The organism is Massilia terrae (assembly GCF_024753145.1).
Lineage (GTDB): Bacteria > Pseudomonadota > Gammaproteobacteria > Burkholderiales > Burkholderiaceae_D > Telluria > Telluria terrae.
In genome coordinates, this window is the sequence record NZ_JANUGU010000004.1 from 315,017 (window position 1) to 340,633 (window position 25,617).

26 protein-coding genes are annotated in these 25,617 nt (G+C 65.1%); 15 read left to right on the plus strand and 11 right to left on the minus strand.

The genetic code is table 11. The features are described from left to right. The first annotated feature begins 10 nt into the window (after positions 1-10). Positions 11-1,258: a CaiB/BaiF CoA transferase family protein gene (locus NX778_RS14375; protein WP_258812436.1), complete on the plus strand. Its 1,248-nt coding sequence runs from the start codon at positions 11-13 to the stop codon at positions 1,256-1,258. A gap of 82 nt (positions 1,259-1,340) precedes the next feature. Here the strand turns inward: NX778_RS14375 and NX778_RS14380 are convergent, their stop codons facing one another. The 6 genes from NX778_RS14380 to NX778_RS14405 form a co-directional block, all read right to left on the minus strand. After that, positions 1,341-1,667 (minus strand): hypothetical protein, encoded by a 327-nt coding sequence (locus tag NX778_RS14380; protein ID WP_258812437.1) that lies wholly within the window; start codon positions 1,665-1,667, stop codon positions 1,341-1,343. A 52-nt stretch (positions 1,668-1,719) separates the two neighbouring features. Next, positions 1,720-2,931 carry an MFS transporter gene (locus NX778_RS14385; protein WP_258812438.1) on the minus strand — a complete coding sequence of 404 codons (1,212 nt, stop codon included), beginning with the start codon at positions 2,929-2,931 and terminating at the stop codon, positions 1,720-1,722. 182 nt (positions 2,932-3,113) lie between these two features. Next, the gene (locus NX778_RS14390) at positions 3,114-3,986 is read right to left on the minus strand and encodes a hypothetical protein (protein ID WP_258812439.1); all 873 of its coding nucleotides are present in this window, start codon (positions 3,984-3,986) and stop codon (positions 3,114-3,116) included. A 2-nt stretch (positions 3,987-3,988) separates the two neighbouring features. Then, positions 3,989-4,771 (minus strand): hypothetical protein, encoded by a 783-nt coding sequence (locus NX778_RS14395; RefSeq protein ID WP_258812440.1) that lies wholly within the window; start codon positions 4,769-4,771, stop codon positions 3,989-3,991. Next, positions 4,768-5,274 carry a hypothetical protein gene (locus NX778_RS14400; protein ID WP_258812441.1) on the minus strand — a complete coding sequence of 169 codons (507 nt, stop codon included), beginning with the start codon at positions 5,272-5,274 and terminating at the stop codon, positions 4,768-4,770. Before NX778_RS14400 ends, NX778_RS14395 begins: the two co-directional genes overlap by 4 nt. A 42-nt stretch (positions 5,275-5,316) precedes the next feature. Further along, on the minus strand, positions 5,317-5,607 hold the full coding sequence (locus NX778_RS14405; protein WP_258812442.1) for a DnaJ domain-containing protein: 291 nt from the start codon (positions 5,605-5,607) through the stop codon (positions 5,317-5,319). Between the two features lie 373 nt (positions 5,608-5,980). Here NX778_RS14405 and NX778_RS14410 point away from each other — a divergent pair, with 373 nt between their 5' ends. The 3 genes from NX778_RS14410 (at position 5,981) to NX778_RS14420 (ending at position 11,135) form a co-directional block, all read left to right on the plus strand. After that, positions 5,981-7,729 (plus strand): glutamine--tRNA ligase/YqeY domain fusion protein, encoded by a 1,749-nt coding sequence (locus NX778_RS14410; RefSeq protein WP_258812443.1) that lies wholly within the window; start codon positions 5,981-5,983, stop codon positions 7,727-7,729. A 233-nt stretch (positions 7,730-7,962) separates the two neighbouring features. Continuing rightward, positions 7,963-9,813 (plus strand): CHASE domain-containing protein, encoded by a 1,851-nt coding sequence (locus NX778_RS14415; RefSeq protein WP_258812444.1) that lies wholly within the window; start codon positions 7,963-7,965, stop codon positions 9,811-9,813. Positions 9,814-10,073: 260 nt separating this feature from the next. After that, positions 10,074-11,135 carry a UCP032817 domain-containing protein gene (locus NX778_RS14420; RefSeq protein ID WP_258812445.1) on the plus strand — a complete coding sequence of 354 codons (1,062 nt, stop codon included), beginning with the start codon at positions 10,074-10,076 and terminating at the stop codon, positions 11,133-11,135. Positions 11,136-11,556: 421 nt separating this feature from the next. Here NX778_RS14420 and NX778_RS14425 read toward each other — a convergent pair whose 3' ends face one another. Together NX778_RS14425 and NX778_RS14430 are read right to left on the minus strand one after the other, a co-directional pair. Then, on the minus strand, positions 11,557-11,820 hold the full coding sequence (locus NX778_RS14425) for a hypothetical protein (RefSeq protein ID WP_258812446.1): 264 nt from the start codon (positions 11,818-11,820) through the stop codon (positions 11,557-11,559). 131 nt (positions 11,821-11,951) lie between these two features. Then, on the minus strand, positions 11,952-12,848 hold the full coding sequence (locus tag NX778_RS14430) for an SDR family oxidoreductase (RefSeq protein ID WP_258812447.1): 897 nt from the start codon (positions 12,846-12,848) through the stop codon (positions 11,952-11,954). 12 nt (positions 12,849-12,860) lie between these two features. Here NX778_RS14430 and NX778_RS14435 point away from each other — a divergent pair, with 12 nt between their 5' ends. Beyond that, complete coding sequence (locus NX778_RS14435) at positions 12,861-13,886, plus strand: CDP-6-deoxy-delta-3,4-glucoseen reductase (protein ID WP_258812448.1); 1,026 nt, start codon at positions 12,861-12,863, stop codon at positions 13,884-13,886. Here NX778_RS14435 and NX778_RS14440 read toward each other — a convergent pair. Beyond that, the gene (locus NX778_RS14440) at positions 13,883-14,662 is read right to left on the minus strand and encodes an alpha/beta fold hydrolase (RefSeq protein WP_258812449.1); all 780 of its coding nucleotides are present in this window, start codon (positions 14,660-14,662) and stop codon (positions 13,883-13,885) included. The two genes, NX778_RS14435 and NX778_RS14440, sit on opposite strands and share 4 nt — an antisense overlap. A 170-nt stretch (positions 14,663-14,832) precedes the next feature. Between NX778_RS14440 and NX778_RS14445 the strand changes: the two genes are divergently transcribed. From NX778_RS14445 to NX778_RS14460, 4 genes are all read left to right on the plus strand, one after another. Next, the gene (locus NX778_RS14445) at positions 14,833-15,564 is read left to right on the plus strand and encodes a class I SAM-dependent methyltransferase (protein ID WP_258812450.1); all 732 of its coding nucleotides are present in this window, start codon (positions 14,833-14,835) and stop codon (positions 15,562-15,564) included. Between the two features lie 245 nt (positions 15,565-15,809). Beyond that, positions 15,810-17,063 (plus strand): MFS transporter, encoded by a 1,254-nt coding sequence (locus tag NX778_RS14450; protein WP_258812451.1) that lies wholly within the window; start codon positions 15,810-15,812, stop codon positions 17,061-17,063. Positions 17,064-17,107: 44 nt separating this feature from the next. Next, positions 17,108-17,779 (plus strand): DUF1345 domain-containing protein, encoded by a 672-nt coding sequence (locus tag NX778_RS14455; RefSeq protein WP_258812452.1) that lies wholly within the window; start codon positions 17,108-17,110, stop codon positions 17,777-17,779. A 64-nt stretch (positions 17,780-17,843) separates the two neighbouring features. After that, entirely contained in the window at positions 17,844-18,218 is a 375-nt protein-coding gene (locus tag NX778_RS14460; protein ID WP_258812453.1) for an HPF/RaiA family ribosome-associated protein, read from the plus strand. Between the two features lie 117 nt (positions 18,219-18,335). On the opposite strand, the gene NX778_RS14465 is transcribed toward NX778_RS14460, so the two are convergent. Next, complete coding sequence (locus NX778_RS14465; RefSeq protein ID WP_258812454.1) at positions 18,336-19,163, minus strand: helical backbone metal receptor; 828 nt, start codon at positions 19,161-19,163, stop codon at positions 18,336-18,338. A gap of 98 nt (positions 19,164-19,261) precedes the next feature. Here NX778_RS14465 and NX778_RS14470 point away from each other — a divergent pair, with 98 nt between their 5' ends. Further along, the gene (locus tag NX778_RS14470) at positions 19,262-20,227 is read left to right on the plus strand and encodes a GGDEF domain-containing protein (RefSeq protein WP_258812455.1); all 966 of its coding nucleotides are present in this window, start codon (positions 19,262-19,264) and stop codon (positions 20,225-20,227) included. A gap of 66 nt (positions 20,228-20,293) precedes the next feature. Beyond that, positions 20,294-21,739, plus strand: a complete 1,446-nt coding sequence (gene sbcB, locus NX778_RS14475; protein ID WP_258812456.1) for an exodeoxyribonuclease I — start codon at positions 20,294-20,296, stop codon at positions 21,737-21,739. Between the two features lie 187 nt (positions 21,740-21,926). Here sbcB and pyrF read toward each other — a convergent pair whose 3' ends face one another. Next, positions 21,927-22,745: an orotidine-5'-phosphate decarboxylase gene (gene pyrF, locus NX778_RS14480; protein ID WP_258812457.1), complete on the minus strand. Its 819-nt coding sequence runs from the start codon at positions 22,743-22,745 to the stop codon at positions 21,927-21,929. Positions 22,746-22,855: 110 nt separating this feature from the next. Between pyrF and NX778_RS14485 the strand changes: the two genes are divergently transcribed. The 4 genes from NX778_RS14485 to NX778_RS14500 are packed head-to-tail and all read left to right on the plus strand — an operon-like array spanning position 22,856 to position 25,607. Next, entirely contained in the window at positions 22,856-23,467 is a 612-nt protein-coding gene (locus NX778_RS14485) for a LemA family protein (protein ID WP_258812458.1), read from the plus strand. A 4-nt stretch (positions 23,468-23,471) separates the two neighbouring features. Beyond that, positions 23,472-24,311, plus strand: a complete 840-nt coding sequence (locus NX778_RS14490) for a TPM domain-containing protein (protein ID WP_258812459.1) — start codon at positions 23,472-23,474, stop codon at positions 24,309-24,311. Then, complete coding sequence (locus NX778_RS14495) at positions 24,311-24,820, plus strand: TPM domain-containing protein (protein WP_258812460.1); 510 nt, start codon at positions 24,311-24,313, stop codon at positions 24,818-24,820. The genes NX778_RS14490 and NX778_RS14495 overlap by 1 nt, the downstream gene beginning before the upstream one ends. Before the next feature lie 19 nt (positions 24,821-24,839). Then, positions 24,840-25,607, plus strand: a complete 768-nt coding sequence (locus NX778_RS14500) for an SDR family NAD(P)-dependent oxidoreductase (RefSeq protein WP_258812461.1) — start codon at positions 24,840-24,842, stop codon at positions 25,605-25,607. Positions 25,608-25,617: the final 10 nt, after the last annotated feature.

A 25,617-nucleotide genomic window follows, 5' to 3' on the forward strand; every position in this document is an offset into this window, starting at 1 on the left:
CGGTATCTTCATGAGCACTTCGAATTCCACCCCGCTGCCCAAGGCGCTGGGCCACATCCGCGTTCTCGACCTGTCGCGCGTGCTGGCCGGTCCGTGGTGCTCGCAGAACCTGGCCGACCTTGGCGCGGACGTGATCAAGATCGAGCGCCCCGGCAGCGGCGACGACACGCGCGCCTGGGGCCCGCCGTACGCGAAAGATGCCGTAGGGCGCGACACCAGCGAGGCGGCTTACTACCTGTCTGCCAACCGCGGCAAGCGCTCGGTCACGGTCGACATCGCGTCGCCGGAGGGCCAGGCGCTGGTCCGCGAGCTGGCGCGGCATGCCGACGTGGTGCTGGAGAACTTCAAGGTCGGACAGCTCAAGCGCTACGGCCTGGATTACGAGTCGCTGAAGGCGGTCAAGCCGGACATCGTGTACTGCTCGATCACTGGCTTCGGCCAGGACGGGCCGTACGCGCACCGCGCCGGTTACGACTTCCTGATCCAGGGAATGGGCGGGCTGATGTCCGTCACCGGCGAACGCGACGAGCTGCCGGGCGGCGGTCCGCAGAAGGTCGGCGTGGCGCTGACCGACCTGATGACCGGGATGTACGCGACGGTGGCGGTGCTGGCCGCCCTCACCCACCGCGACCGCACCGGCGAAGGCCAGTACATCGACATGGCGCTGCTCGACACCCAGGTCGCGATGCTGGCCAATGTGGGCAGCAATTACCTCAACAGCGGCAAGCCGCCCAAGCGCTGGGGCAATGCGCATCCGAACATCGTGCCGTACCAGACCTTTGCCTGCGCGGACGGGCACATCATCGTCGCGGCCGGGAACGATGGGCAGTACCAGAAGTTTGTCGAGGCCGGCGGGCGGCGCGAGCTGGCGCTTGACCCGCGCTTTGCGACCAATCCGATGCGCGTGAAGAACCGCGACACGCTGGTGCCGCTGCTGGCCGAGATGGTGCGCGAGCGCCGCCGTGATGAGTGGATCGCGATGCTGGAGGCGGTGGGCGTGCCTTGCGGGCCGATCAACGATGTCGGCGAGGTGTTCGACAATCCGCAGGTGCGCTCGCGCGGGATCGAGATCGAGGTGCCGCATGCGGCGGCGGGCACGGTCAAGCTGGTGCGCAGCCCGATGAAGATGTCGGCCACGCCGGCCACCAGCGACAAGGCGCCGCCGATGCTGGGCGAGCATACCGACGAGGTGCTGAGCGAGATGCTGGGAAAGGACGAAGCCGAGATCGCGGCGCTGCGGGGCAAGGGCGTCGTTTAAGCCAAGCGAAACGAAACGCTCGAATCAAACAGACCGTCGTTCCCGCTTCCGCGGGAACGACGGTATCTGTTTTGCGGACCTGTTAATGCAATTTATGCTTGAAGTCCGACAGCTCGCTATGCACCCTCGTCACCATCGCCTCAAGATGCGCGGGCATATGCGAGGCGCTGCGCGACACGCGCTTGGCTTCATCGCCCATCGCTTCCAGGCTGTCCACGCACTCGGTAATGCGCTGCTGGTCGTTCGACTGCATCACGCTTTGCGCCTGGCGCGACTCGCGTGCCAGCTTTTCGATACAGTCGCGTAGCTCGTTGGGCGTGTCGGAATCGGACCGGCATTCCTTTTGCGCTTCGCTGATAGTCTGCTGCAGGTGGTTGTACCGCTGCTGGATTTCGTTCTGCTGTAACATGCTGACCTCCGTTCAATGAGTCCAATTTGATCCGCAGGCGCAGCCGAAGTTCTCAGCGTTGCGCCTCCAGCGGATTGAGCGGCACGAGCCCGCGCAACCTCCATGCCACCGCCAGCGCCACCGCCAGGATCGTTCCCAACAGCAGCACCACGCCCGGCCACCCCCCGTGCGACCACAGGTAGCCGGACACCCAGCCGATCACGCTCGACCCCAGGTAATACATGAACAGATAAATCGCCGAGGCCAGCGCCTGCGGTGCGCGCGCGCGGCGGCCGACCCAGCTGCTCGCGACCGAATGCGACGCGAAAAAGCCGAACGTGAACAGTCCCATGCCGATGACGATGGCGAGCACATTGTCGAGTAAGGTGATCAATAAGCCCGACAGCATCACCGACATCACCGCCCACAATACATTGCGGCGGCCAAACCTGTCGGCCAATTTGCCAGCCCAGACCGAACTGAAGATGCCAAGCAAGTAAAGGATGGACAGCGCGCCCACCGCGCTCTGGCGCATGCCGAAGGGCGGCGCCAGCAGGCGGTAGCCGATGTAGTTGTACATGCTGACAAAGGCGCCCATCAGCAGGAAGGCCAGCAGGAACAGCCACGGCAGGCCTTTATCTGTGAGGTGGGCGCGCAGGCCGGCCAGCAGCGCGCCGGCGCCGCGCTCGCCGGGGCGGAAGTTGCGCGAGGCCGGCAGGCTGCGCGAGAACTCGGAGGCCGCGTACAGGCCGGCGACGCCCATCGCGCCGACCGCGATCCGCCAGTCGAAGAAGTCGCTGATGAAGGAGGCGAGCACGCGGCCGATCATGCCGCCGAAGGCGCTGCCGCCGATGTAGGTGCCCATCGCGCTGCCCAGCGATTTGGGGTCGATCTCCTCGCTCAGGTAGGCCATGGCGACGGCCGGCATTCCGGCCAGCATGAAGCCGAGCAGCGCGCGCAGGACCAGCAGCTGGGCGTAGCCGTGCGCGAAGGCGGCCAGCAGCGTCAGTACGCCGCCGCTGAACATCGAGGCCGCCATCATGCGCTTGCGGCCGAAGCGGTCGGACAGCACGCTGGAGATCAGCAACGCGACGGCGAGCGTGCCGGTGGACAGGGACAGCGCGAGGCTGCTCTGGGCGGGCGTGAGGCCGAAGTCGCGCGCCAGCAGCGGCATCAGCGGCTGGATGCAATACAGGAGAGCGAAGGTGGAGAAGCCGCCGAAGGCCATCGCGCGATTGATGCGTTTGTATTCGGGCGTGCCGAAGGCGATTGCGGAGTGCTGCATGACGAGCATGATACGCCGAAGGGACTGATGCTGCTGGGGCTGCCCCCGAAGCCAACAGCACGTCGTCCCGGCGCAGGCCGGGACCCATGCCGAGTTTGCGGGCCTGCGGCTGGAGCTTTGCGGCTGCGGACCCTGTCTATGGGCCACCGCCTGCTCGGGGACGACGGGCTCCGGGGGCGGGCTTAGGGGTAGTCCGCGTCGATCTCGGAGCCCGCGTAGTTTTCGAGCTCGGTCCACAACTGTGTGATCGTCGCCTTGGTCATCAGGTGCTGCAGCACCGTGCAGTGCTCGGCGTAGTTGTCGATGCGTTCGGCGATGACTTCCTGGTGCTGCGCCGGGATCTGCTCCATCAGTGCGTCCCAGCCTTCGTCGAAGTCCGGCTTGTTCTTGCGGACCGACGCCACGAAACGCTCGAACTCCTTCTGCCCCGCGCGCGCGACGATGCGCCCGCCGCCTTCGACCGCGAAGATGATGGCCAGCGCGATCACGCCTTCCGCGTTCAGGTCCGGATCCTTGACCGGCCCTTCGCTGTTGTGCCGCCGCAGCCACTTGGCCGCGTCGACCACCGCCAGCACTTCGTGCCGCTGCTTCAGCTGTTCCAGGTAGCGCTCGTAGCCCGTCCAGCTCTCGGCCGGATCGGCCGTGCAGATGTCGACGAACAGCTCCTTGAGCCGGCGCTGCGAATATACCGGGTCGTTGTCGTACTCGCCCACCAGCGCATCTTCCGGCAGCGCCGCCAGTTCGCGGATCAGGCGGAAGCCCTGCTGGAAGGCCTGCTCCGCGCCGTGCTCGAGCAGGTAGTCGAGCGCGGCGACGTCGTCCTCGCCCGGCACCGCGTGCTCCAGGCCCAGCGACACGCCGCCGATGGCCAGCAGCTGCGCGCGCTGGATGCCTTCGGCGGTGCGGTCGTTGGTGAACTTCTCGGCCACCATCGCGGTGATCCCGGCCAGTTCGTCGGCCAGCAGCCCGGCCTCCTCCTCGTCCGCGTTCCCCGGAATGGCCTTGATCGCGCGGATCAGGCGCGGCAGCTTTTCAATGACAAGCGCTGGCAGCATGGTCAGGAGAAGATGTCCTTGCCGATGCTCTTGCGGGCGCCACGGCGCGGCGCCGAGCGCACCGACGGCACCTGCTTGCGCAGGCGGTACAGCAGCTCGCGCGTATTGCGCTGCATGTGGGCCGGCTCCTCGTCCGGATCGTCCGAGAACTCGGCGTCGGCCAGGTCGGCGCTGTGGCGGAATTCCGGGAACAGCTCGATCAGCGAACGCTCCCAGCCATCCTCGCTGGCCTTCGCCAGTTCCAGCGCCAGCGGCACGAAGTCGCTGTCGGAGCTGGTCTGGCCCGTGGTGTACGGGCCCTTGGCGATGATCTCGCCGGCCAGCTCGTGGATCTCGCGCGGCGCCAGCGACCAGATGATCGCGAACACGGTCGCGCCGTGGTCGGTGGCCGACGCTTCCTGCAGCAGCTCGTGGCGGCGCTCGATGTCGTCGGTGCCGAACACCACGCCGTGCACCTGGTTGAACAGGCCTTCGGCGATGCGCTCCGGATCGTCCTCGATCAGGTTGTCGGGCCAGGTCGCGGCCAGGTAGGCCAGGCTCTCGGCCCAGGCCTTGGGCGGCACCAGCAGGGTCGCCAGCGAGGTCTTGCCGCCGTCGAAGCCGGACAGGTGCAGCGCGGTCACGTGCGGCGGCAGCGTCGACAGCACTTCGGCGACCGCGTAGTCGCCCTGCTCGTCGGCGGCCTGCGACAGCGCTTCCTCCGCGTGCTGCAGCGAGCCGGCGAGCACCAGCTCACTCACCTGCCTGGTCAGCGCCGGCAGGTAGGTCTTGTCGTCGTCGCTCATTGATTGTCTCCCTCTTGGTCGAACATCTGCGTGAAGTCGTCGGACGCGAAGCCCTGTTCCTCCTCGTCGTCGCCTTCGTCACCTTCGGCCAGCTGGTCGAGCGACTGGTCGTCGTCTTCCCAGCGGTTCGGGTGCTTGTACAGGAAGGCGGTGATGATGGCCTTGCGCGCCAGCTCGGGATGGGCGCGCGTGACCGACTCGTACATCGCCGCGCCGTCCTCGCCGTCGCAGGCCGCCATCGCGAACACCCGCTCCGGATCGTCGCCCTCGTAGTCGGAAGCCTCGCGCACCAGCCCTTTCGGGTCGAGGAAGCGGATGCGGTCGACCAGCGCGAAACTCATCAGGTTGACGTCGTCCAGGCCGTCGCCATTGGTGTATTCGGACACCAGCGCGTCCACCATGCGTTGATAGTTCTTGCGGTCGGGCGGATCGCCCAGCACGCCTTCGATCTGGCCTTCCAGCTCACGCGACTGGTAGGCGAATTCGGGATGTACTCTTGCCATGATTTTATACTGAATATTGCATAATATTGCCGAACCGGCGGCTCAGGGGGTGACGTGCACCCCGTGCAGCGCGAACAGCGAGCGCCACAGCTCGAACGCCTCGCCCTGTGCATCCAGCACAATGCGGTGGTTCACGCTCTGGTTGTACTCGGCGCGCCTGGCCGGGTCGGACAGGGTTTCGTAGGCCTTGGTGACCGCCTTGAAGCGCGCTTCCGCGCCCGGGGCCTGGTTGCGGTCCGGGTGGTAGCGCATCGCCAGCGAGCGGTACACCTTCTTGATTTCGTCGTCGGTCGCATTCGGCGCCACGCCGAGGATCGCGTATAGATTTTCCACTTCGAACTCTCCGGCCCAAGGCCGACAAAACGAGAAAGACCGGGATTATCCTATAGAAAGCGACAAGATGTCGCGAAACGCGCCTGGAATGACCGTACTTCAGGGAAATATTTACTGGAGCGGAGGCGGCAGCGGCGCGGCGGTGGGCGCCGGCGGCTGGGGCTGCGGCAAGCCGGCCTGGGCCAGCAGCCAGGAGCGGACCAGGACGGGATCGGTTGCAAGCGTTTTCATGGGTGGCCCTTGCAAACAAGTGGCGATGTCCCCAGTATCCAATGTTCAGCGCCGCGACACCGTGCGTTTGGCCACACAGCGGCCTGTCCCGCATCACCTACGGTAAAATGTCGGCAACTTTACTATTCCACCTCAAGTATTGATGAGCAACGACAATAACAACGCGGCCGCTACGCCGTCGCCCAATTTCCTGCGCACGATCGTCGAGAACGACATGGCCACGGGCAAGCACAAGCGCCCGGGCTTGCCGTCCGTCATCACGCGCTTCCCGCCGGAGCCGAACGGCTATCTGCACCTGGGCCACGCCAAGTCGATCTGCGTCAATTTCGGGCTGGCCCGCGATTACGACGGCCGCTGCCACCTGCGCTTCGACGACACCAATCCGGAGAAGGAAGAGCAGGAATACGTCGACACCATCATGGACAGCGTCAAGTGGCTCGGCTTCAGCTGGGAGCAAGGCGGCGAAGTCAACCTGCACTACGCCAGCGACTACTTCGACCAGCTGTACGAGATGGCCGAGTACCTGATCAAGACCGGCAAGGCCTATGTCGACAGCCAGAGCGCCGAGGAAATGGCGAAGAACCGCGGCAATTTCGGCCAGGTCGGCACCAACTCGCCGTTCCGCAACCGCCCGGCGGAGGAATCGCTGCAGCTGTTCCGCGACATGAAGGCCGGCAAATACAAGGACGGCGAACACATCCTGCGCGCCAAGATCAGCGAAGACGCGATGTCGTCGCCGAACATGAATATGCGCGACCCGGCCCTGTATCGCATCCGCCACGCGCATCACCACCGGACCGGCGACAACTGGTGCATCTACCCGATGTACGACTACACGCACCCGATTTCGGACGCGCTCGAGAACATCACGCACTCGATCTGCACGCTCGAATTCCAGGACCACCGCCCGCTGTACGACTGGCTGGTGGAGACGCTGGCCGAAGGCGGCTTCTTCCAGCAGCCGGTGCCGCGCCAGTACGAATTCGCGCGCCTGAACACGACCTACGTCGTCACCAGCAAGCGCAAGCTGCGCGAGCTGGTTGAGGATGGCACCGTCAATGGCTGGGACGATCCGCGCATGCCCACCCTGGTCGGCCTGCGCCGCCGCGGCTTCACGCCGGAATCGATCCAGCTGTTCTGCGAGCGCAGCGGCGTGTCGAAGGCCGACGGCTGGATCGACATGGCCAACCTGGAAATCGCCCTGCGCGACGACCTCGATCCGAAGGCGCCGCGCGCGGTCGCCGTGCTCCGTCCGTTGAAGCTGATCGTGGATAATTTCCCCGAAGGCGAGTCGGTCGAGTGCAGCGCGCCGGTGCATCCGCACCATCCGGAATGGGGCACCCGCAGCTTCCCGTTCACGCGCGAGCTGTGGATCGAGGAAGAAGACTTCATGGAAGTGCCCGCCAAGGGCTACTTCCGCTTCACGCCGCCGGTGGACGACAAGCCGGGCAGCCGCGTGCGCCTGAAGTATGGCTTCATCGCCGAATGCGTGGGCTACGACAAGGACGAGAACGGCAAGGTCGTCGCGGTGCACGTGAACTATTTCCCGGATTCGAAATCGGGTACGCCGGGGGCGGACAACTACAAGGTCAAGGGCACCATCACCTGGGTCAGCGCGCGCGATGCGCTGCAGGCCGAGGTGCGGCTGTACGACCGCCTGTTCACCGATCCGCATCCTGACGCCGGCGGCAAGGACTTCCACGCCGCGCTGAATCCGAACGCGCTGGAGACCATCACGGCTTACCTGGAGCCGGGACTGGCCAAGGCGAATCCGGAGGACCGTTTCCAGTTTGAGCGCCACGGCTATTTCGTCGCCGACCGCGTGGATTCGAAGCCGGGCAAGCCGGTGTTCAACCGCATCGTCACGCTCAAGGACAGCTGGGGCAAGTAAGCCTCGACAGCTGCGCCAAGCTCAGAGAGAACGTCGTTCCCGCCTGCGCGGGAACGACGTTCTCTCTTTTGCTTATCTCGTCGTCTGCGCATCCTTGCATCCCTTTCGCCAGCACTACCTGTGACAGCTGATAGGTAGCGATCCTGGATGTTCGTGGTAATTTTGATAACAACCGATCGACAATCGCCGGAGACTTCGCCGTCCCTGGCTGTTCCCGTTGCGAAGGTGACCGTGTGAAGCTGATCCGTCGGCCCCGCTTCATCATCAACTTCAGTCCCGGCCTGGTGCTGGGGCTGTGGCTGGCGCTCGCGGTCGGCGTGCTCGCATTCTTCTCGGTCGCGCGCATGATCGACAAGGAAAACCAGGACCGGTTCCGCGCCATGGCGCAATCGGCCCAGTACACGATCAACGCCCGCATCCAGTCCTACACCAACGTGGTGCGCGCCGCGGAAAGCATGTTCCGCGCCGATCCATTCCTCACCCGCGAGCAGTTCCACCGTTTCGTCACGGGCCTGGACGCCGAACGCAACTACCCGGCCATCGTCACCATCAACTACGTGCAATACGTGCGCGACAGCGAGCGCAATGCCTATGTGGCGGACATGATCCGGCAGGAACAGGAGGCCAGGGATGGCCGCCCCGCGTTCCGGATCGTTCCGGCGGGCCGGCGTCCGGAATACGCCGTGGTCACCTTCGTCGAGCCGGAACACGAATGGCTGGATTCGATCGGCACCGACCTGTTCGTCCAGCCCGTGATGCTGAAAACGCTCGGGCACGCGCGCGACACCGGCAAGCTGTCCGCCTCCGGGATTCCAGTCGAGATCATGCGCAAGAAGCACCTGTTCGGGCTGGCGATGAGGCTGCCGGTCTATCGCCCCGGCGCTCCGCTGGAGAACATCGAACAGCGGCGCGCCGCCTACCTCGGTTCGGTCGGCATCGCCTTCAGCGTCGGCCAGCTGGTGCATGGCGTGCTCGACGAAATGCCGCTCAAGGCGGTACGGCTGACCTTGTTCAACCAGGCGGAGAGTGTCGATCCAGCAAAACCAAAGTCGGAGCAAATGATTTACGACAGCGGCGACCAGGCCGGCGGGCCGGAAAAAACCCTGCCGCGGCCGGATCGCTTCAATGTCTGGTTGCCGATCGACTTCAACGGCCGCAAGTGGAGCGCCCACTTCAGCGTGCCGAGACAGGCGCTGCGGCGCACCAGCGACACCTCGTTTCCGTGGCTGGCCCTGCTGACCGGTTTCACCACCACCGCCCTGCTCTACGCGCCCTACCTGATCCTGACCGCGTCGCGCTCGCACGCGATCGAGCTGGCCGACGCGATGACCCAGGAATTGCGCGACAGCGAAGCGAAGCTGATCGCCTCGCACCAGAAGCTGCGCCAGCTGACGGCGCACACGGAACACATCAAGGAAATGGAACGCAAGCGCATCGCGCGCGAAATCCACGACGACCTGGGACAAAACCTGCTGGCATTGCGGATCGATGCGCAGATGCTGTTCGCACGCACGCACGAGCGCCACCGCATCCTGCACGCACGCGCGGCGGAAACCCTCGGCCACATCGACTCGACGATCCAGAGCGTGCGCCAGATCATCAACGACCTGCGTCCGAACGTGCTCGATCTCGGCCTGAACGCGGCGGTGGACTGGCAGATCTCCGAGTTCCGGCGCCGCAGCAGCATCCGCTGCGAACTGGTCGAGGATGCGGTCGACATCGTCGCCAACGACCAGTGCGCCACCGCCTTGTTCCGCATCCTGCAGGAATCGCTCAGCAATGTGCGGCGCCACGCGATGGCGACACGGGTGCGCGTCGAGTTGCGGATGGAAGGCGAGCGCGTGCGGATGCGCATCCGCGACAACGGCATCGGCGTCAAGCCGGGACAGCATGCGCCCGGCAAATTCGGCCTGATCGGCATGGAAGAACGCGTCAAGGCGCTGGGCGGCACTTTCATCGTGCGCACCCCGCCGGAGGGCGGCACCGTCATCGATGTCACCATTCCGCTGCCCCAGGATGCGGCCAACACCGGCCCGCCCATGCCTTCGCTGGAGGAAGACCACTCCCCGCAAGCCCTCGCCTGATCCACTGATTCCTACAAGATCTCCGACGCGACTCGCCTCGGGGTGTCGGACTTCGCCTCAGCTTTCGTTAGGAAATCGCGCGGGCCTTGATTGAACTCAACTGCATGGCCGTACTTGTAGACAAGAATTTGTCTGGTTGGCCCGCATCAATAATTCCGAGTTTCGCAACCTAACAGTTTTGGGAGGCCCTCACGTCAGCACATAAACGTCTTTCACGCCACAGGTAAAAGTACTCACCAACATTCAAGCAGGAGTGGACCATGAACTCGTATGGCAAATGCAGAGAAATTGTCGAGTTGGACCTGGATCCGATCAAGGTGAAGCTGATGCACAAGGAGTCCGGCGAAGGGTGGACCCTGGAGCAGGCGAACGTCGTCGAAGCGGAATACCGGCGCTACCTGTATTTGATGAAAGCGTTTCCAGACGAAACGTTCGCGCCGGGGACGGACGTGGACACGTTCTGGCATTACCACATCCTCGACACCACCAAGTACGCGCTCGATTGCCAGGAAATATTCGGCTATTTCGTCCACCACTTCCCCTACATCGGCCTGCGCGGCGAAGAGGATATGCTTGCCCACGAACGCCTGGGCCAGCGCATGCGGACGATTTACGAAGCGGCTTTTGGTGAAACCTGCCCGGGGGGACGGCTGGTGTCGGCGCCGAAGACTGGTGGCGCCTATGCGGCAAAGGCCGAGGGCATCGCGTTCTCGGCGAGCCCGGTGGGTGTGCGCACGGCAGCGGGCAATGACATCGCGTTCTCGGCGGCTCCAGGTAGCAGGCACGCCTCGGCAAGCAGCGACATTGCGTTCTCGGCTGCGCCGGGTGGCAAACGCGCCTCGGCTAGCAGCGATATCGCATTCTCTGCCGCGCCGGGTAGCGGGCAGGCGTCGGCAAGCAGCGACATCGCGTTCTCGGCCGCGCCGGGCGGCAGGCACGCTTCGGCGAGCAGCGACATTGCGTTCTCGGCCGCGCCGGGTAGCAAGCGCCTGGCTGCAGGCAGCGACATCGCGTTGTCGGCCGCACCTGGCGGTAAGCGCGCGGCGGCGAGCAGGGACATCGCGTTCTCGGCGAGCCCCGCCGGCAAACGCGCTGACATCAGCACCGGCATGTCGATCCCGGCGGCTTCCAGCGGCCCCGTGTACATGACGCGTTTTGGCCCAGCCGCACAAGCGGAAACCGACCCGGCGGACGCTGACTCCGCAGCTCGTCCCGGCGACACCGCATCGTCTGACCGGCTTGGCAATGCGGACGGTGAAAGGGTAGCAAGCGACGATCTGTTTTCGATTCGCCCACGCCTGCCGGAACCCATCGCCGCTTAGTTTTACGCTCTCCAAGCGCATGCCGTCCAGTTGCCGCTGGACGGCATTTTTTTGTTCCGTACGTCGACAAATCGCCCATCCCATCCCCTCGCATTTACTTGTCGTCACTTGCTACAGCCAACATCATACGTAGGCCCGGTCCTACCGCTCATTAGGAATTTTCTGAATATGTGGCAATGTTGATGTATCTCAAACGCGCGACGGGGCGTGACGGGGCGTTTGAGCGACGTCAACATGTGGAGCATCTTTTTGAGAACCAAAAGTGCAGAGCAGAACCGCCCTCCCGGCTCCGGGCTCGGCGCCCCCGCCGTGACCCATGCTGAGCTTGATCCGTTCGCGGGTCATTTGCGGCCATTCACATGGTCTATGGGTCCCGGCGCCGGGACGACGGTTCAGAGGGCTGAGGACGAACTGTTCCTCGTCAATTGGGGCGCTCTGGCCTGCCGAACTGCGCCCGCAGCGACACCATGCACCAATCCAGCATCGACTGTGCCGCCAGGTGGCTGAAAGTGGCGGGCAGCAGGTAGAGCCCGACCAAGGCACTGTAAGGCGACGGCGGGGCAAGTTGCCAGCCCAGCTGGCGCCGGACTTCCTCAGGCGGCGGGGGCGGTTGCCGTGCGTGTTCGCGCGCGAGCATGTAGGCGCGCACTTGTTCTTTCGAAGGATGGGTTACGCATTGGTCCATAGCCAGCCCTGCCACAAAAGCCGCCATCTGTTGACAGCGAGAAGTCCACGATACGACCGTCAACCCAAGGCGGGTTGAGGCTCGTCAACCGTGTTCCGTCAACGCGCGATCGCTGTGGCGCGCGCGCCGCATCATGCGGCGACGCCCGGCAGCGACCGCAGCGTGGCCTCGACGCTCGGGTAGCGCAGCCGCGCGCCCAGTTCGCGCTTGATCCTGTGATTGGCAAGCTGGCGCGATTCGGACATGAAGGACAGCGTCGCCGGTGACACCGCCTGCGCCAGCTGCGCACGCGGCAGCCGGGGCGGACGCGGCAGGCCGACGGCATCGGCGACGGCGTCGAAATACTCGCCCATCTTCATGCGCGTGTCGTCGCTGGCGTGGTACACCCGCCCCGGCAGAGCGCGCACCAGCGCCAGCGCCACCAGCCGCGCCAGGTCGTCGGCGTGGATGTGGTTGGTGTAGACGTCGTCCCCAGCCTCCAGTGCCGGCGTGCCCGCGCGCAGCCGTTCCAGCGGCAGCCGGTCGTGGCCATAGATGCCGGGCGCGCGCAAGATGGACACGCGTCCATGCGCGCGCCGCCCCCAGGCGCGCAGCACGGTTTCGGCATCGACGCGGCGCCGCGCCCGGGCGTTCTTCGGCGCGACGGTGCGCGTTTCATCGACCAGCGCGCCGCCGCAGTCGCCATAGACGCCGCTGGTGCTCACATAAACCACTTGCGCCCCGTCGGGTAGAATGGCGGTCAAATTGCGTGTCCGGCAATCCCGCGTGCCCTCCGGCTGCGGCGGCGCCAGGTGCACCACATGCCGCGCCAGGCCGGCCAGCCGGTGCAGGCTGTCCTTGCGGTCCAGGTCGGCAACGACCGGCACCGCGCCCGCCGCCCGCAGCGCGGCGCGGCGCTCCGGATTGCTGGTCACCGCGAATACCCGAAAACGCGCGCGCACCAGCGGCAGCAGGCGCATGCCGACGTCGCCGCAGCCGATGATCAGCAGGCGCGGCCGTTTGAAGATGTGTTTATTGTTCAGTTTCATGTTGAGGATTGTATGACGTTCCAGATCACTGTCCAGCCCAGCGGCCACCAGTTCGCTTGCGAGGAGGGCGACACCGTCCTCGGCGCCGCGATCCGCGCCGGCATCGGCCTGCCCTACGGGTGCAAGAACGGCGCCTGCGGTTCGTGCAAGGGCAAGGTCGTCGAAGGCGCCGTGACCCATAAGGCGCACCAGGAACGCGCCCTGAGCGCCGACGAGGAAGCGCGCGGCATCTCGCTGTTCTGCTGCGCCGTGCCGCAGGGCGACCTGGTGATCGAGGCGCGCGAAGTGGCCGGCAGCAGCGACTACCCGATCCGCAAGATGCCGACCCGCGTGACCACCATCCGCAAGGCCGCCGAGGACGTCGCGATCATCACCCTGCAACTGCCAGCCAACGAAGCGCTGGCCTACCGCGCCGGCCAGTACATCGAATTCATGCTCAAGGACGGCAAGCGCCGTGCCTATAGCATCGCCTGCGCGCCCTCGTTCGAAGGCCCGCTCGAGCTGCACATCCGCCACATGCCTGGCGGCGTGTTCACCGACCACGTGTTCGGCACGATGAAGGAACGCGAGATCCTGCGCTTCGAAGGTCCGCTCGGCACCTTCTTCCTGCGCGAGGATACCGACAAGCCGATCATCCTGCTGGCCTCGGGCACCGGCTTCGCGCCGGTCAAGGCGCTGGTCGAGCACATGATCCACTTGAAATCGACGCGTCCGGTATCGCTGTACTGGGGCGGCCGCCGCCCGCAGGACCTGTACATGCACGAACTGTGCGAGCAGTGGGCGCGCGACCTGCCCCATTTCCGCTACGTGCCGGTGATTTCCGACGCGCTTGCCGAAGACAACTGGCAGGGCCGCAGCGGCTTCGTCCACCAGGCCGTGATGCAGGATTTCCCGGACCTGTCCGGCTTCCAGGTGTATGCCTGCGGCGCGCCGGTGATGGTCGATGCGGCGCGCAAGGATTACGTCGAGCAGTGCAAGCTGCCGGCGGACGAGTTCTACGCCGACGCCTTCACCACCGAAAAAGACCTGGTCGCTTAAACCAGTTGCAGGAAGCTGGCCACGCGCGCGGCCACCCACGCTTCCTGCTCGCGGTGCGGCACGTGCCGGGTGCCCGGCAGGATGTCCATGAACGACGGGCCGCTCACCCCGGCCGCGATCCGCTGCGGATGTGCGGCCGATCCGTATTCGTCATCGGCGCCATGGATCACCAGGGTCGGACACACGACCAGCGGCAGCACCGCGTCCAGCGACCATCCCGCAAACCCGGGCGACAGCCAGGTATCGATCCACGCCGACAGCGCCCAGCGCGTCTTGTCGCCGTGGTAGCGCTCCAGCTTGGCGAACTGCGCGGGATCGCGGAACAGCTCGCGCGCCTCGCGGATGCCTTCGCGCGTGCGCTCCTCGACGAAAGCCTGGGCCGACTCCGTCACCAGCGCCACGCAGCGCGACGGATGCAGGGCCGCGCAGTGCACCGCCATGCCGCCGCCCACGCTGTGGCCGAAGGCGACAAAGCGGTCGATGCCCAGCGCGTTGCACAGCAGCGGCACGATGTGCTCGGCTTCGGTGCGGATGAAATCGGCGTCGAGCGTTTCCGTGCGCGCATCCGACTCGCCAAAGCCGAGCCGGTCGTAGGCAATCACCTCGCGCCCGGTCGCGCGCGCAAGGGCTTCCGGAAAATTGCGCCACAGGCCGATGCTGCCCAGCGAATCGTGGAATAGCAGGATCGGCGGCAGCGCCGCGTCGCCATCGGCAAGGTGCCAGCGGCGCGCCAGCACGCTTCCCTGTCCAGTTTGAATCCGGCGATCCTCTGCCATTACTTGCTGCATACTCTTGCTTCCTCCCATCCCCCATTCTCTGCGATTTTGGGAGGACATTGGCGTATGTACGCGAATGTTGGTGCTTCTGATAACGGTTTCAGGTATGTTATGCAGTCGCGCGAGCGCTGGCCGCGCGCCGATCAATCTCATTGGAAGGGTCACTCAACATGCAAAAACATCGACTCGCACAAGCCGTGCTCGCCCTCGCCGCTTGCGCCGTCTTCGGCCACGTGGCCGCCGAAGCATCGCCGCAATCCCAGTACCAGAGCGCCATCAACAGCCCGGCGCGCACCGACGACGACCGCAAGAGCGACGCCAAGCGCAAGCCGGCCGAGTTCCTGGCCTTCGTCGAAGCCAAGCCGGGCATGAAGGTCATGGACCTGGACGCCGGCGGCGGCACCAGCTCGGCGTTGCTGGCGGCGGCGGTGGGCCCGGACGGCGAAGTATGGGCGCAGGGGCAGAAGGAGTCGCCCAAGCTGCAGGCGCGCATCGCATCGGGCAAGCAGTCGAACCTGCACGCCGTGGTCACGCCGATGGACAACCCGGTCGCGAAAGGCACGCCGCCGCTCGACCTGGTGGTGATCAACATGAACTACCACGACGTGGTCAACACGCCGGCTGACCGTAATGCGATGAACAAGCGCATCTACGACGCGCTCAAGCCGGGCGGCAAGTACGTCGTGATCGACAACTCGGCCAAGGCCGGGCATGGGCTGAGCGACACCAAGACCCTGCACCGCATCGACGAAACCAGCGTGATCGACGAAGTGACCAAGGCCGGCTTCAAGGTCGACGCCAAGAGCGACTACCTGCGCGCACCGTCCGATCCGCGCGAGCAACCGTTTTGGGAGATGAAGGACAAGCCGGACGATAAGTTTGCGGTGCGGTTTGTGAAATAAGCAGCACTCGCTTCATACAGACCGTCGTTCCCGCGAAAGCGGGGGCCCCGTTTTGCCAGCGTGGCCACGGAAATAAGCGCTAGTGGTCGGTTTAAAAATGGGGTTCCCGCCTGCGCGGGAACGACGTTCTCTTTTATGGCAAGCGCTTCGGGCTACTCACCATCCCAGCGTAGGTACAGATTTCCCCCACGCTTTTCAGGCACAATACCCTTTGGCGTTCGCCAACAATTGTCTTGAAAGCATCTATGTCAGTCATGTCGTCCCGCGGCCTGGGCGTCCTTCGCAACCGCAATCTCTCGTTATACCTGTCCTCCCGTTTCCTCGGCACGATTGCCGTGCAGATGCAAAGCGTGGCGGTGGGCTGGCAGGTGTACCAGCTTACCGGCAGCCTGTTCGACCTCGGCCTGATCGGCCTGGCGCAGTTCGCGCCTTTCCTGCTGCTGATCCTGTGGGCCGGCCACGTTGCCGATACCCATAACCGCCGCACCATCGTCCAGCTGTGCCAGGCCGCCCAGCTGCTGTGCGCACTGCTCCTTTTGATGTTCACCTTCAGCGGAAGTTCAGCAGTGGGCGTCGTGTTCGCAATCCTCGTCGTCTTCGGCAGCGCGCGCGCCTTCATGATGCCGGCCTCACAAGCGGTGCTGCGCAACATCGTGCCCAATGAAGACTTCAGTGAAGCGGTCGCGCTCAGCTCGTCGAGCTTCCACGTGGCCGTGATCGCCGGCCCGGTGCTGGGCGGCGTGCTGTACATCTTCGGTGCGGCCGCCGTGTATGCGACCTCGTCGGTGCTGCTGGTGCTGGCCGTCATCCTGATGGGCGTCACCAAGAGCGCGCCGCAGGCCATGAACAAGAACCCGGTCAGCTGGAACACCCTGCTGGAGGGGCTGCGCTTCGTCTGGTCGCGCCCGATCGTGCTGGGCGCGATTTCGCTGGACCTGTTCGCGGTGCTGTTCGGCGGCGCGACCGCCCTGCTGCCCGCCTATGCCCACGACGTGCTGCACGCCGGCCCGACCGGCCTCGGCCTGTTGCGTACCGCGCCCGGAGCCGGTGCGGCGCTGTGCTCGGTGGCGCTGGCCTTCTTCCCGATCCGCCGCCGCGTCGGCGTCTGGATGTTCGGCGGCGTGGCCGCGTTCGGCGTGGCCACGATGGTGCTCGGCTGGACCAGCAGCTTCGTGGTGGCCCTCGTCGCGCTCGCCGTCCTCGGCGCCGGCGACATGATCAGCGTCTACGTGCGCCACCTGCTGGTGCAGTACGAAACGCCAGACGCAATCCGCGGCCGCGTGTCCGCCGTCAACTCGGTGTTCATCGGCGCATCCAACGAGCTGGGCGAGTTCGAGTCCGGCCTCACCGCCGGCTGGTTCGGCCTGGTGCGCGCGATCCTGCTCGGCGGCGCCGCCACCCTGGCCGTCACCGGCATCTGGTCGATGTTGTTCCCGGTCCTGTCGAAGATGGACCGCTTCCCGCATCACGAGAAAGAAGAAGCGGCGCGCGCTTCCTGAGCGATGTGGAATAATGGCTGGCCGATAACATTCCAGCCACTTCCATGAACCACGGTAAGAACCAGCTCGGGTACCAATTCATCAGCTCGCGTCCCCACCTGTCGCTCGCGATCGGTTGCGGGATCCTGGTCGGGCTGGTGGTGCCCAGCTTCGAATCGCCGCTGACGCGCGCCCTGCTCGGCTGGAATGCAGCCGTGTGGCTGTACCTGATCACGATGATGTGGTTGGTCATGCATGCGGACCACCGCCGCGTGCGCGAGATCGCCGACAAGCAGGACGAGAACGCGGGCATCGTCCTGGTCGCCCTGGTGCTGTGCGCGGTCCTGAGCATGTCGGCCATCATCGTGGAACTGGGCGACATTCCCCACCTCAAGCCGGACCAGCGTCCGCTGCGCTATGCCTTCACCGCGCTCACCGTGCTGGGGTCATGGCTGGTGGTGGGCATGCTGTTCTGCTTCCATTACGCCCACATGTATTACCAGTCGGACGAGCGCGTCCGTCCGCTGCAGTTCCCGGCCGACATGAACACGCCGGATTACTGGGACTTTCTCTACTTTTCCTTCACCATCGCGGTCGCCGCCCAGACCTCGGACGTGGTGGTGCAGAGCCGCCCGATGCGCAAGCTGGCACTGGGGCAATCGGTGCTGTCATTCTTCTTCAACCTGGCCATTCTCGGGCTGTCCATCAATATCGCGGCGGGAATGTTGAACCAGTGACGCGCGTAAACGCGCGGGAAAGGCGTAAGATCACACTGACGGTTACCGCGAAAGGAGTGATCTTATGGATATCAGCGTCAACACTGACAACAGCTTCAAGACCAGGCACCAGGGCCTGGACGAGTACGTGCGTAGCGAAGTCGAAAACGCGGTCGGAAGATTCGGCGAGCACATCCGGCGCGTGGATGTGCACCTGAGTAACGAGAACCAGCAGAAGCGCGCGGATGGCGGCAATCACTGCATGATGGAAGCACGCGTGACCGGCTACGAGCCGGTGGTCGTGCATGACCATGCGGCCGAGTTGCACCAGGCCATCGCCAATGCCGGCAACAAGCTGCAGCGAGCGCTCGACAGCGCACTGGGCCGGCTGAATGCCAAGAAAATGCACGAACCGCCGCCGGTGGAGGCGGAGGCGTACAAGAACCTTAGCAGTTCGTGATTGTCATCTTACTGCTAACGTTTAAAAGGTAACCCCATTTCCCCCGCAGACCAGTACTGCTCGCGTTCTCAGCACCCATAGGAAATGGGGTCCCCGCTTTCGCGGGGACGACGGCGACTAAGGTAGAGATTGTTTGGTGCCGTCCACCATTCCCCGCAGCTCCCGCAAATAGCGCAACCCCGCCAGCGCCCTGCTCCCATACCACGACATCATTTCCCCATCGACCAGGAACACCGGAATCCCGATCTGCCGCTCGAGCGCATCCACATGCTCTTCGGTGAATCGATAAGGCTCGGTCGACAGCAACACCGCATCCAGCCCCGCCACCAGCTCGTCCGACCAGGCAAAGCGCGGATAACGCGTGTCGTCCTGCGCCAACCGCGGCAGCTTCCAGCCAAGCTCGGCCAGCATCGCACCGATATAGGTATCGGCCGACACGCTCATCCACGGGTCCTTCCAGATGCAGTAAAGCACCGTCCGCGCCGGCCCCAGCTTTGACGCGCGCAGCGCGGCATACTTGCTTTCGAACGCGGCGCACCAGCGCTCGGCCGCCTCTTCGGCGCCGAAGATTCCGCCCATCAGCCGCGCCAGCCCAAGGTTGTCGCGCGGCGCCAGCGGATGTGTGACCACGATGTTCGGCACGAACTCGGCCAGCTCGTCCACCGTCGGCTTCTCGTTCTCGTCGATATTGACCACGAGATGGGTCGGCGCCAGCTTGCGGATCTTGTCGATATTCACACTCTTGGTGCCGCCAACCTTCGGGATCTCGGCAACGATGTCGCGTGGGTGGATGCAAAAGCCGGTGCGGCCCACCAGCTTGGCGGCGAGGCCCAGCTCGCACAGCAATTCGGTGATCGAGGGGACCAGGGAGACGATGCGCGCGTCCGGCGCGGCTTGGTGAACGCGGCCGAGCGCATCCGTGAGGCGATGAGTAGGTACTTGCATGATGCTATTGGAACACTGTTGTTTATAAAACGCCAGCAAGCGCCGGGCCCTCCTGATCAGGTATGATGTTCAGCTATAGGCAATACTGGGGAAGAACTTTGGAACCGATCGGCACGTTTGGTGCCTCCCGCTACACGATCCGCGACCTGCAGCTGTTCAGCGAATCCAATGAACCGGGCGTCGTCGCGGCGCTTGCCGGTTGCGAGGTCGTGCGCGTTGCCAAAGGCGGGCTGGTGTCCGATCCCTTCCTTGCTCGGCTGTACATCGTACTGTCCGGCGCGCTGGCGGTGGAATCCGACGTTCCGGTCGGCATCCACGACAGCACCGTCACCATGATCCACCCCGGCGAAAGCGTGGGCGAGCAATCGGTGCTGGACGAGGCGCCCAACCTGTCGCGCATCACCGCCACCGACGACAGCGAGCTGCTCATCATTGAACACAAGCTGGTGTGGCAACTGATCGAAGAATCCAGCGTACTGCCGCGCAACCTGCTGCGCCTGCTGTCCTTCCGCGTGCGCGCCGCCAACGCCTTGCTGCGCCGGCGCCAGAAGCTGGGCGAGTTCTACCGCCAGCTGTCGCTGAATGACCCGCTGACCGGCCTGTACAACCGCGCATGGTTGAACGAGATGCTGACCAAATTGGTCGGCCGCGCCCGCCAGGACGGCCGCGCGCTGTCGCTCGTGATGATTGACCTCGACCATTTCAAGAAGTTCAATGACACCCACGGCCACGCGGCTGGCGACAGCGCCCTGTGCGCCGCCGCCAACGTGATCCGCAACGCCCTGCGCCCCACCGACTATGCGGTGCGCTACGGCGGCGAGGAAATGATGGTGGTGCTGCCGGAAACCACCAACAAGATCGCCATCAGCGTGGCCGACCGCCTGTGCAAGCGCATCCGCGAGACCGTCGTGTTCGACGACATGCGCCTGCCGCTGCCGCACATCACCGGCTCGTTCGGCATCGCCTCGCTCGAGCCGGGCCTGAGCGACGATGCGCTGGTCGAGGCCGCCGATGCCGCGCTGTACCGCGCCAAGGAAGCCGGGCGCGACACGATTTCGCTGTGAGCGACGCGGCGGCCGATTGATCTATCCCCTGCCCCCGCCCAAGCTGCGTGGCAAGATGCGAACCTTATGAGCAACCATACCTTTCTCTGGCACGACTACGAAACCTTCGGCGCGGTCACGCGGCGCGACCGGCCGGCCCAGTTCGCCGCCATCCGCACCGACGCCGAACTCAAGGAAATCGGCGACCCGATCATGCTGTACTGCCAGCCGGCGCCGGACTACCTGCCCGATCCGCAGTCATGCCTGATCACTGGCATCACGCCGCAGCAATGCCTGGAATGGGGCGTGCCGGAGCACCAGTTCGCGGCGACCATCTGCGAAGCCTTCAGCCAGCCGGGCACGATCGGCGTCGGCTACAACACCATCCGCTTCGACGACGAGATCACGCGCCACCTGTTCTGGCGCAACCTGATCGATCCGTACGCGCGCGAGTGGCAAAACAACTGCGGGCGCTGGGACCTGCTGGACGTGGTGCGCATGACTTACGCGCTGCGCCCCGAGGGTATCGAATGGCCGCGCAACGATGAGGGCAAGGCCAGCTTCAAGCTGGAGCACCTGACCCGCGCCAACGGCCTGGTGCACGAAGCCGCGCACGATGCGCTGTCCGACGTGCGCGCGACCATCGCGATGGCGCGCCTGATCCGCGAGAAGCAGCCGCGGCTGTTCGAGTTCTGCCTCAGCCTGCGCAACAAGGACAAGGTCGCGCAGGAAATGGGCCTGCACCTGGAACCGGCCCAGCGCCAGCCCTTCCTGCACGTGTCCGGCATGTTCCCGGCCGAGCGCGGCTGCCTGGCGCTGGTGTGGCCGCTGGCACAGCATCCGACCAACAAGAACGAGATCCTGGTGTGGGATTGCTGCTATGACCCGACCGAGCTGTTCGGGCTGGACGTGGACACGATCCGGCTGCGCATGTTCACGCGCAGCGCCGACTTGCCGGAAGGCGTGACCCGGCTGCCGATCAAGAGCGTGCACATCAACAAGTCGCCAATGCTGGTGGCCAACCTCAAGACCCTGAGCGCGGCGCAGGCGGCGCACTGGGGCATCGATATCGAGCAAGGGCTGGCCAATGCGGCGCTGGCGGCGCGCGGGCCGCAGATGGCGGAGGTGTGGGCGCAGGTGTTCCAGCGTCCGCGCGCGGAACCCGCGGATCTGGATGAGGATTTGTATGGCGGCTTCGTCGGCAACGGCGACCGGCGCAAGCTGGAATCGCTGCGCGCGGAATCGCCGGAGCGGCTGGCGCAGCTGCGGCCATCGTTCGACGACCCGCGGCTGGGCGAACTGCTGTTCCGCTACCGCGCACGCAACTTCCCGCAGACCCTGTCTGAGCAGGAAATGACGCAGTGGGAAGAACACCGCGTGGCGCGCTTGTACGAAGGCGTCGGCGGGGCGCGCACGATCGAACAGTTGATGGGCGAGATCGACCTGCTGTCGGAGACGGCGGACGAACGCGGGGAGGAAATCCTTGGTGCCCTGTACGATTACGCCGAGTCGATTGCGCCGGAGCGGCGCTAAGGCCGAAAGAAAAGAGAACGTCGTTATAAAAGCGAGCCTCTTATAAAAGAGAACGTCGTTCCCGCAAAAGCGGGAACCCCATTTTGCCAACGTAGCCACCACCTTTTGCGCTAGTGGTCTGCTGGGAAAATGGGGTTCCCGCGTTCGCGGGAACGACGTTCTTTCTTAATAATGCCCTGGGGTGCGATCAACGATAGCGATTGATCTCGTCCCGCGTCTCCATCGCCACGCGCCGCGCGGCGGCCGCGAAATCCTCGCCCTCTTGCTGGGTCGCGTACAGGATCGCACGCGATGAATTGATCATCATGCCCGTCCCCGCCGCCGTGCGCCCCGCCTTCACGGTCGCCTCGATATCGCCGCCCTGCGCGCCGATCCCCGGCACCAGCAGCGGCATGTCGCCCACCAGCGCCCGCACCTGGGCCAGCTCTTGCGGGAAGGTCGCGCCCACCACCAGCGCCGACTGGCCATTGCGGTTCCACTTGTCCGCCACCAGCCGCGCCACGCGCTGGTACAGCGGCTCGCCGTCCACCTGCAGGAACTGCAAATCCGATCCGCCCGCATTCGAAGTGCGGCACAGCACGATCACGCCGCGGTCGGCCCAGTCCATGTAGGGATCGACCGAATCCGAGCCCATGTAGGGATTGACCGTCACCGCATCCGCGCCGTAGCGGTCGTAGGCCTCGCGCGCGTACTGGTGCGCGGTGGCGCCGATGTCGCCGCGCTTGGCGTCCAGTACCAGCGGGATGTGCGGATAGGTCTCGCGGATATAGCGGCACACCGCCTCCAGCTGCGCCTCGGCCCCCAGCGCCGCGAAGTAGGCGATCTGCGGCTTGAAGGCGCAGGCCAGGTCGGCGGTGGCGTCGACGATCGCCTTGCAGAACTGAAAGATGCCATCCGGCTGCCCGCGCAGCTGCGGCGGGAAGCGCGACAGGTCGGGGTCGAGGCCGACGCACAGCAGCGAATTGTTGCTCGCCCACGCGGCCGACAGCTTGTCGATGAAGTTCATGGCATTCCTTTCTGATTCTGCAAACCCCGCCATTGTAACCGGCGGCTGTGCGCCACCTTTCTGTTTTCGGGTATATTTTGGTCATTCAACAACCTTGCCTCCCAAACATCATGACCTCTGCCCTGTTCTCGCGCTGGTTCCGCCTGCTCGCCGCCGCCATGCTCGCTTCAACCTTGCTGTCCGGATGTGGCTATAACGAATTCCAATCCAAGGACGAGGCCACCAAGGCCGCGTGGAGCGAAGTGGTGAACCAATACCAGCGCCGTTCCGACCTGATCCCGAACCTGGTCAACACGGTCAAAGGCTATGCCACGCACGAACAGTCGACGCTGGAAGCGGTCACCAAGGCGCGCGCCGCCGCCACCAGCTTCCAGATTACGCCCGCGGTGCTGAACGACCCGGCCGCGTTCGCCAAGTTCCAGCAAGTGCAGGGCGAACTCTCCAACGCCCTCTCGCGTCTCATGGCGGTGTCGGAGAATTATCCGAACCTGAAGGCCGACACCAGTTTCCGCGACCTGCAATCGCAGCTGGAAGGCACCGAGAACCGCATCACCGTCGCCCGCCAGCGCTATATCGCGGCGGTGCAGGACTACAACGTGACCGTGCGCAGTTTCCCGACCAATATCACGGCGAAGATCTTCGGCTACCAGCCCAAGCCTTCGTTCACGGTCGAGAACGAGCACGCGATTTCCACCGCCCCCAAAGTCGACTTCGGCAAGTAAACAGATGAAGCTGCTGCGCTACCTGTGCTGCCTGGTCCTGGCGTTCGCGCTGGCGGCGCCGGCGCAGGCCCAGCTCAAGCCGGTGCCCGAGCTGACGGGGCGCGTGGTCGACCAGGCCGGCATGCTCGACGCCAGCCAGCGCCAGCGCCTGGAAGACGTACTGGCCGATTACGAGAGCAAGACCGGCAGCCAGATCGTGGTGCTGCTGGTCAAGTCGACCGAGCCGGAGGCCATCGAGCAGTATAGCATCCGCGTCACCGATGCCTGGAAGCTCGGGCGCAAGGGCGTCGACGACGGCGTGCTGCTGATGGTGGCGCGCGACAATCCGAAGGCGCTGCGGCGCCTGCGCATCGAAGCCGGACGCGGCGTCCAGGGCGTGCTGACCGATGCGCAATCGAAACGCATCCTGCAAGACGTGATCGCGCCCTACTTCCGGCAGGAGCATTATTACGAAGGGCTGGTCGCCGGCGTCGGCGCGATCGCGACGCTGCTGAACCAGGAGCAATTCCCGGCGCCGCAGGCCAAGCAGCCGCAGCAGCAGGGCGATGTAGGCGTCAACCTGTTCGGCCTGATTCCTTTTATCTTCATCGTCTTCGTGATCGTCATGACCTTGTTCCGGCGCCGCGGCGGGCCGCCGCTCACGCCCGGCGGCCAACACAGCAACTGGGAAAGCGGCGCGGCCGGCTTCATCCTCGGAAATATCCTGAGCGAAGCGAGCCGGCGCGGCGGTTTCGGTGGTGGTGGATTTGGCGGCGGCGGCTTCGGCGGCGGCGGGTCCTCCGGCGGCGGCTTCTCCGGCGGCGGCGGTTCCTTCGACGGCGGCGGCGCCTCGGGAGACTGGTGATGGCACTCGGACATCGACTGCAGCGCACACTGCGCCACGCCCGCAGCGGCACGGCGGCGGCGCGCCGCGCGTTTCCGCCGGAAACGCTGCACGCCATCGCAGACGCGATCACGGCGGGCGAACAAACCCACCGCGGCGAAGTCCGCCTGATCGTCGAGCGCGCCATGCCGCTGGATGCGGCCTGGGGCGGCATGAGCGCCCGCCAGCGCGCGCTGTCCTTGTTCGCCGACTATGGCATGTGGGACACGGAAGAAAACTGCGGCGTGCTGCTGTACGTGAACCTGGCTGACCGCAAGGTGGAGATCGTGGCCGACCGCGGCATCGACCGCAAGATCGATCCCGCCACCTGGCGCGGCGTCTGCGATACCCTCACCGCCGGCTACGCGCGCGGCGAATTCCACGACAGCACCTTGGCCGCCATCGCCCAGGTCAACGCCCTGCTGCATGAACATTTCCCGTCGAACGGCGCGCGCCCCAACGAACTGCCGGACGATCCCGTCATCCTGTAAGCGCTTTCAAGAGATTCCAATGAGATTAGCAAACCAAGTCGCCATCGTCACCGGGGCCAGCCAGGGCATCGGCCTGGCTTGCGCACAGCGCCTGCTGCGCGAAGGTGCGCGCGTGATGCTGGCCGACGTGCGCGAGCACGAAGGCCGCGCCGCCGCCGAGACGCTGGGCGAGGCCGCGCGCTTCTTTTGTGCCGACGTGAGCCAGAAAGCCGACGTCGACGCGCTGGTCGCCGAGACCCTGGCCGCCTTCGGCCAGATCGACATCCTGGTCAACAATGCCGGCGTCACCCACGCCGCCGATTTCCTCGACCTGACGGAGGACGACTTCGACCGGGTGCTGCGCATCAACCTGAAATCGATGTTCCTGTGCAGCCAGGCCGTGGCCAGGGAAATGGTCAAGCGCCAGCGCGGCTGCATCATCAATATGTCCAGCGTGAACGCCGAGCTGACGATTCCGAACCAGATTCCCTACGTGGTGTCCAAGGGTGGCGTGAACCAGCTGACGCGGGTCGCATCGATCGCCCTGGCGCAGTACGGCATCCGCGTCAACGCGATTGGACCTGGCACCATCCTGACGGAGCTGGCCAAAAAGGCCGTGCTGGGCAGCCCGGAGGCGCGCCACACCATCCTGTCGCGCACGCCGCTGGGGCGTTGCGGGGAACCGGAAGAAGTGGCCTCCATCGCCGCCTTCCTGGCCAGCGACGACGCCTCCTACATCACCGGCCAGACGCTGTACGCGGACGGCGGCCGCATGGCGCTCAACTACACGGTGCCGGTCAGGGAATAAGCGGGGAGAA

What these genes read in the sequence shown, in the direction of transcription:
- NX778_RS14460 (WP_258812453.1), top strand. Translation starts at nt 17,844, where the DNA reads ATGGATATCAGCGTCAACACTGACAACAGCTTCAAGACCAGGCACCAG.
- NX778_RS14390 (WP_258812439.1), bottom strand. Translation starts at nt 3,986, where the DNA reads ATGCTGCCAGCGCTTGTCATTGAAAAGCTGCCGCGCCTGATCCGCGCG.
- NX778_RS14495 (WP_258812460.1), top strand. Translation starts at nt 24,311, where the DNA reads ATGGCACTCGGACATCGACTGCAGCGCACACTGCGCCACGCCCGCAGC.
- NX778_RS14440 (WP_258812449.1), bottom strand. Translation starts at nt 14,662, where the DNA reads ATGGCAGAGGATCGCCGGATTCAAACTGGACAGGGAAGCGTGCTGGCG.
- NX778_RS14445 (WP_258812450.1), top strand. Translation starts at nt 14,833, where the DNA reads ATGCAAAAACATCGACTCGCACAAGCCGTGCTCGCCCTCGCCGCTTGC.
- NX778_RS14500 (WP_258812461.1), top strand. Translation starts at nt 24,840, where the DNA reads ATGAGATTAGCAAACCAAGTCGCCATCGTCACCGGGGCCAGCCAGGGC.
- sbcB (WP_258812456.1), top strand. Translation starts at nt 20,294, where the DNA reads ATGAGCAACCATACCTTTCTCTGGCACGACTACGAAACCTTCGGCGCG.
- NX778_RS14485 (WP_258812458.1), top strand. Translation starts at nt 22,856, where the DNA reads ATGACCTCTGCCCTGTTCTCGCGCTGGTTCCGCCTGCTCGCCGCCGCC.
- NX778_RS14465 (WP_258812454.1), bottom strand. Translation starts at nt 19,163, where the DNA reads ATGCAAGTACCTACTCATCGCCTCACGGATGCGCTCGGCCGCGTTCAC.
- NX778_RS14375 (WP_258812436.1), top strand. Translation starts at nt 11, where the DNA reads ATGAGCACTTCGAATTCCACCCCGCTGCCCAAGGCGCTGGGCCACATC.
- NX778_RS14380 (WP_258812437.1), bottom strand. Translation starts at nt 1,667, where the DNA reads ATGTTACAGCAGAACGAAATCCAGCAGCGGTACAACCACCTGCAGCAG.
- NX778_RS14410 (WP_258812443.1), top strand. Translation starts at nt 5,981, where the DNA reads ATGAGCAACGACAATAACAACGCGGCCGCTACGCCGTCGCCCAATTTC.
- NX778_RS14395 (WP_258812440.1), bottom strand. Translation starts at nt 4,771, where the DNA reads ATGAGCGACGACGACAAGACCTACCTGCCGGCGCTGACCAGGCAGGTG.
- NX778_RS14385 (WP_258812438.1), bottom strand. Translation starts at nt 2,931, where the DNA reads ATGCAGCACTCCGCAATCGCCTTCGGCACGCCCGAATACAAACGCATC.
- NX778_RS14400 (WP_258812441.1), bottom strand. Translation starts at nt 5,274, where the DNA reads ATGGCAAGAGTACATCCCGAATTCGCCTACCAGTCGCGTGAGCTGGAA.
- NX778_RS14450 (WP_258812451.1), top strand. Translation starts at nt 15,810, where the DNA reads ATGTCAGTCATGTCGTCCCGCGGCCTGGGCGTCCTTCGCAACCGCAAT.
- pyrF (WP_258812457.1), bottom strand. Translation starts at nt 22,745, where the DNA reads ATGAACTTCATCGACAAGCTGTCGGCCGCGTGGGCGAGCAACAATTCG.
- NX778_RS14425 (WP_258812446.1), bottom strand. Translation starts at nt 11,820, where the DNA reads ATGGACCAATGCGTAACCCATCCTTCGAAAGAACAAGTGCGCGCCTAC.
- NX778_RS14490 (WP_258812459.1), top strand. Translation starts at nt 23,472, where the DNA reads ATGAAGCTGCTGCGCTACCTGTGCTGCCTGGTCCTGGCGTTCGCGCTG.
- NX778_RS14455 (WP_258812452.1), top strand. Translation starts at nt 17,108, where the DNA reads ATGAACCACGGTAAGAACCAGCTCGGGTACCAATTCATCAGCTCGCGT.
- NX778_RS14435 (WP_258812448.1), top strand. Translation starts at nt 12,861, where the DNA reads ATGACGTTCCAGATCACTGTCCAGCCCAGCGGCCACCAGTTCGCTTGC.
- NX778_RS14430 (WP_258812447.1), bottom strand. Translation starts at nt 12,848, where the DNA reads ATGAAACTGAACAATAAACACATCTTCAAACGGCCGCGCCTGCTGATC.
- NX778_RS14420 (WP_258812445.1), top strand. Translation starts at nt 10,074, where the DNA reads ATGAACTCGTATGGCAAATGCAGAGAAATTGTCGAGTTGGACCTGGAT.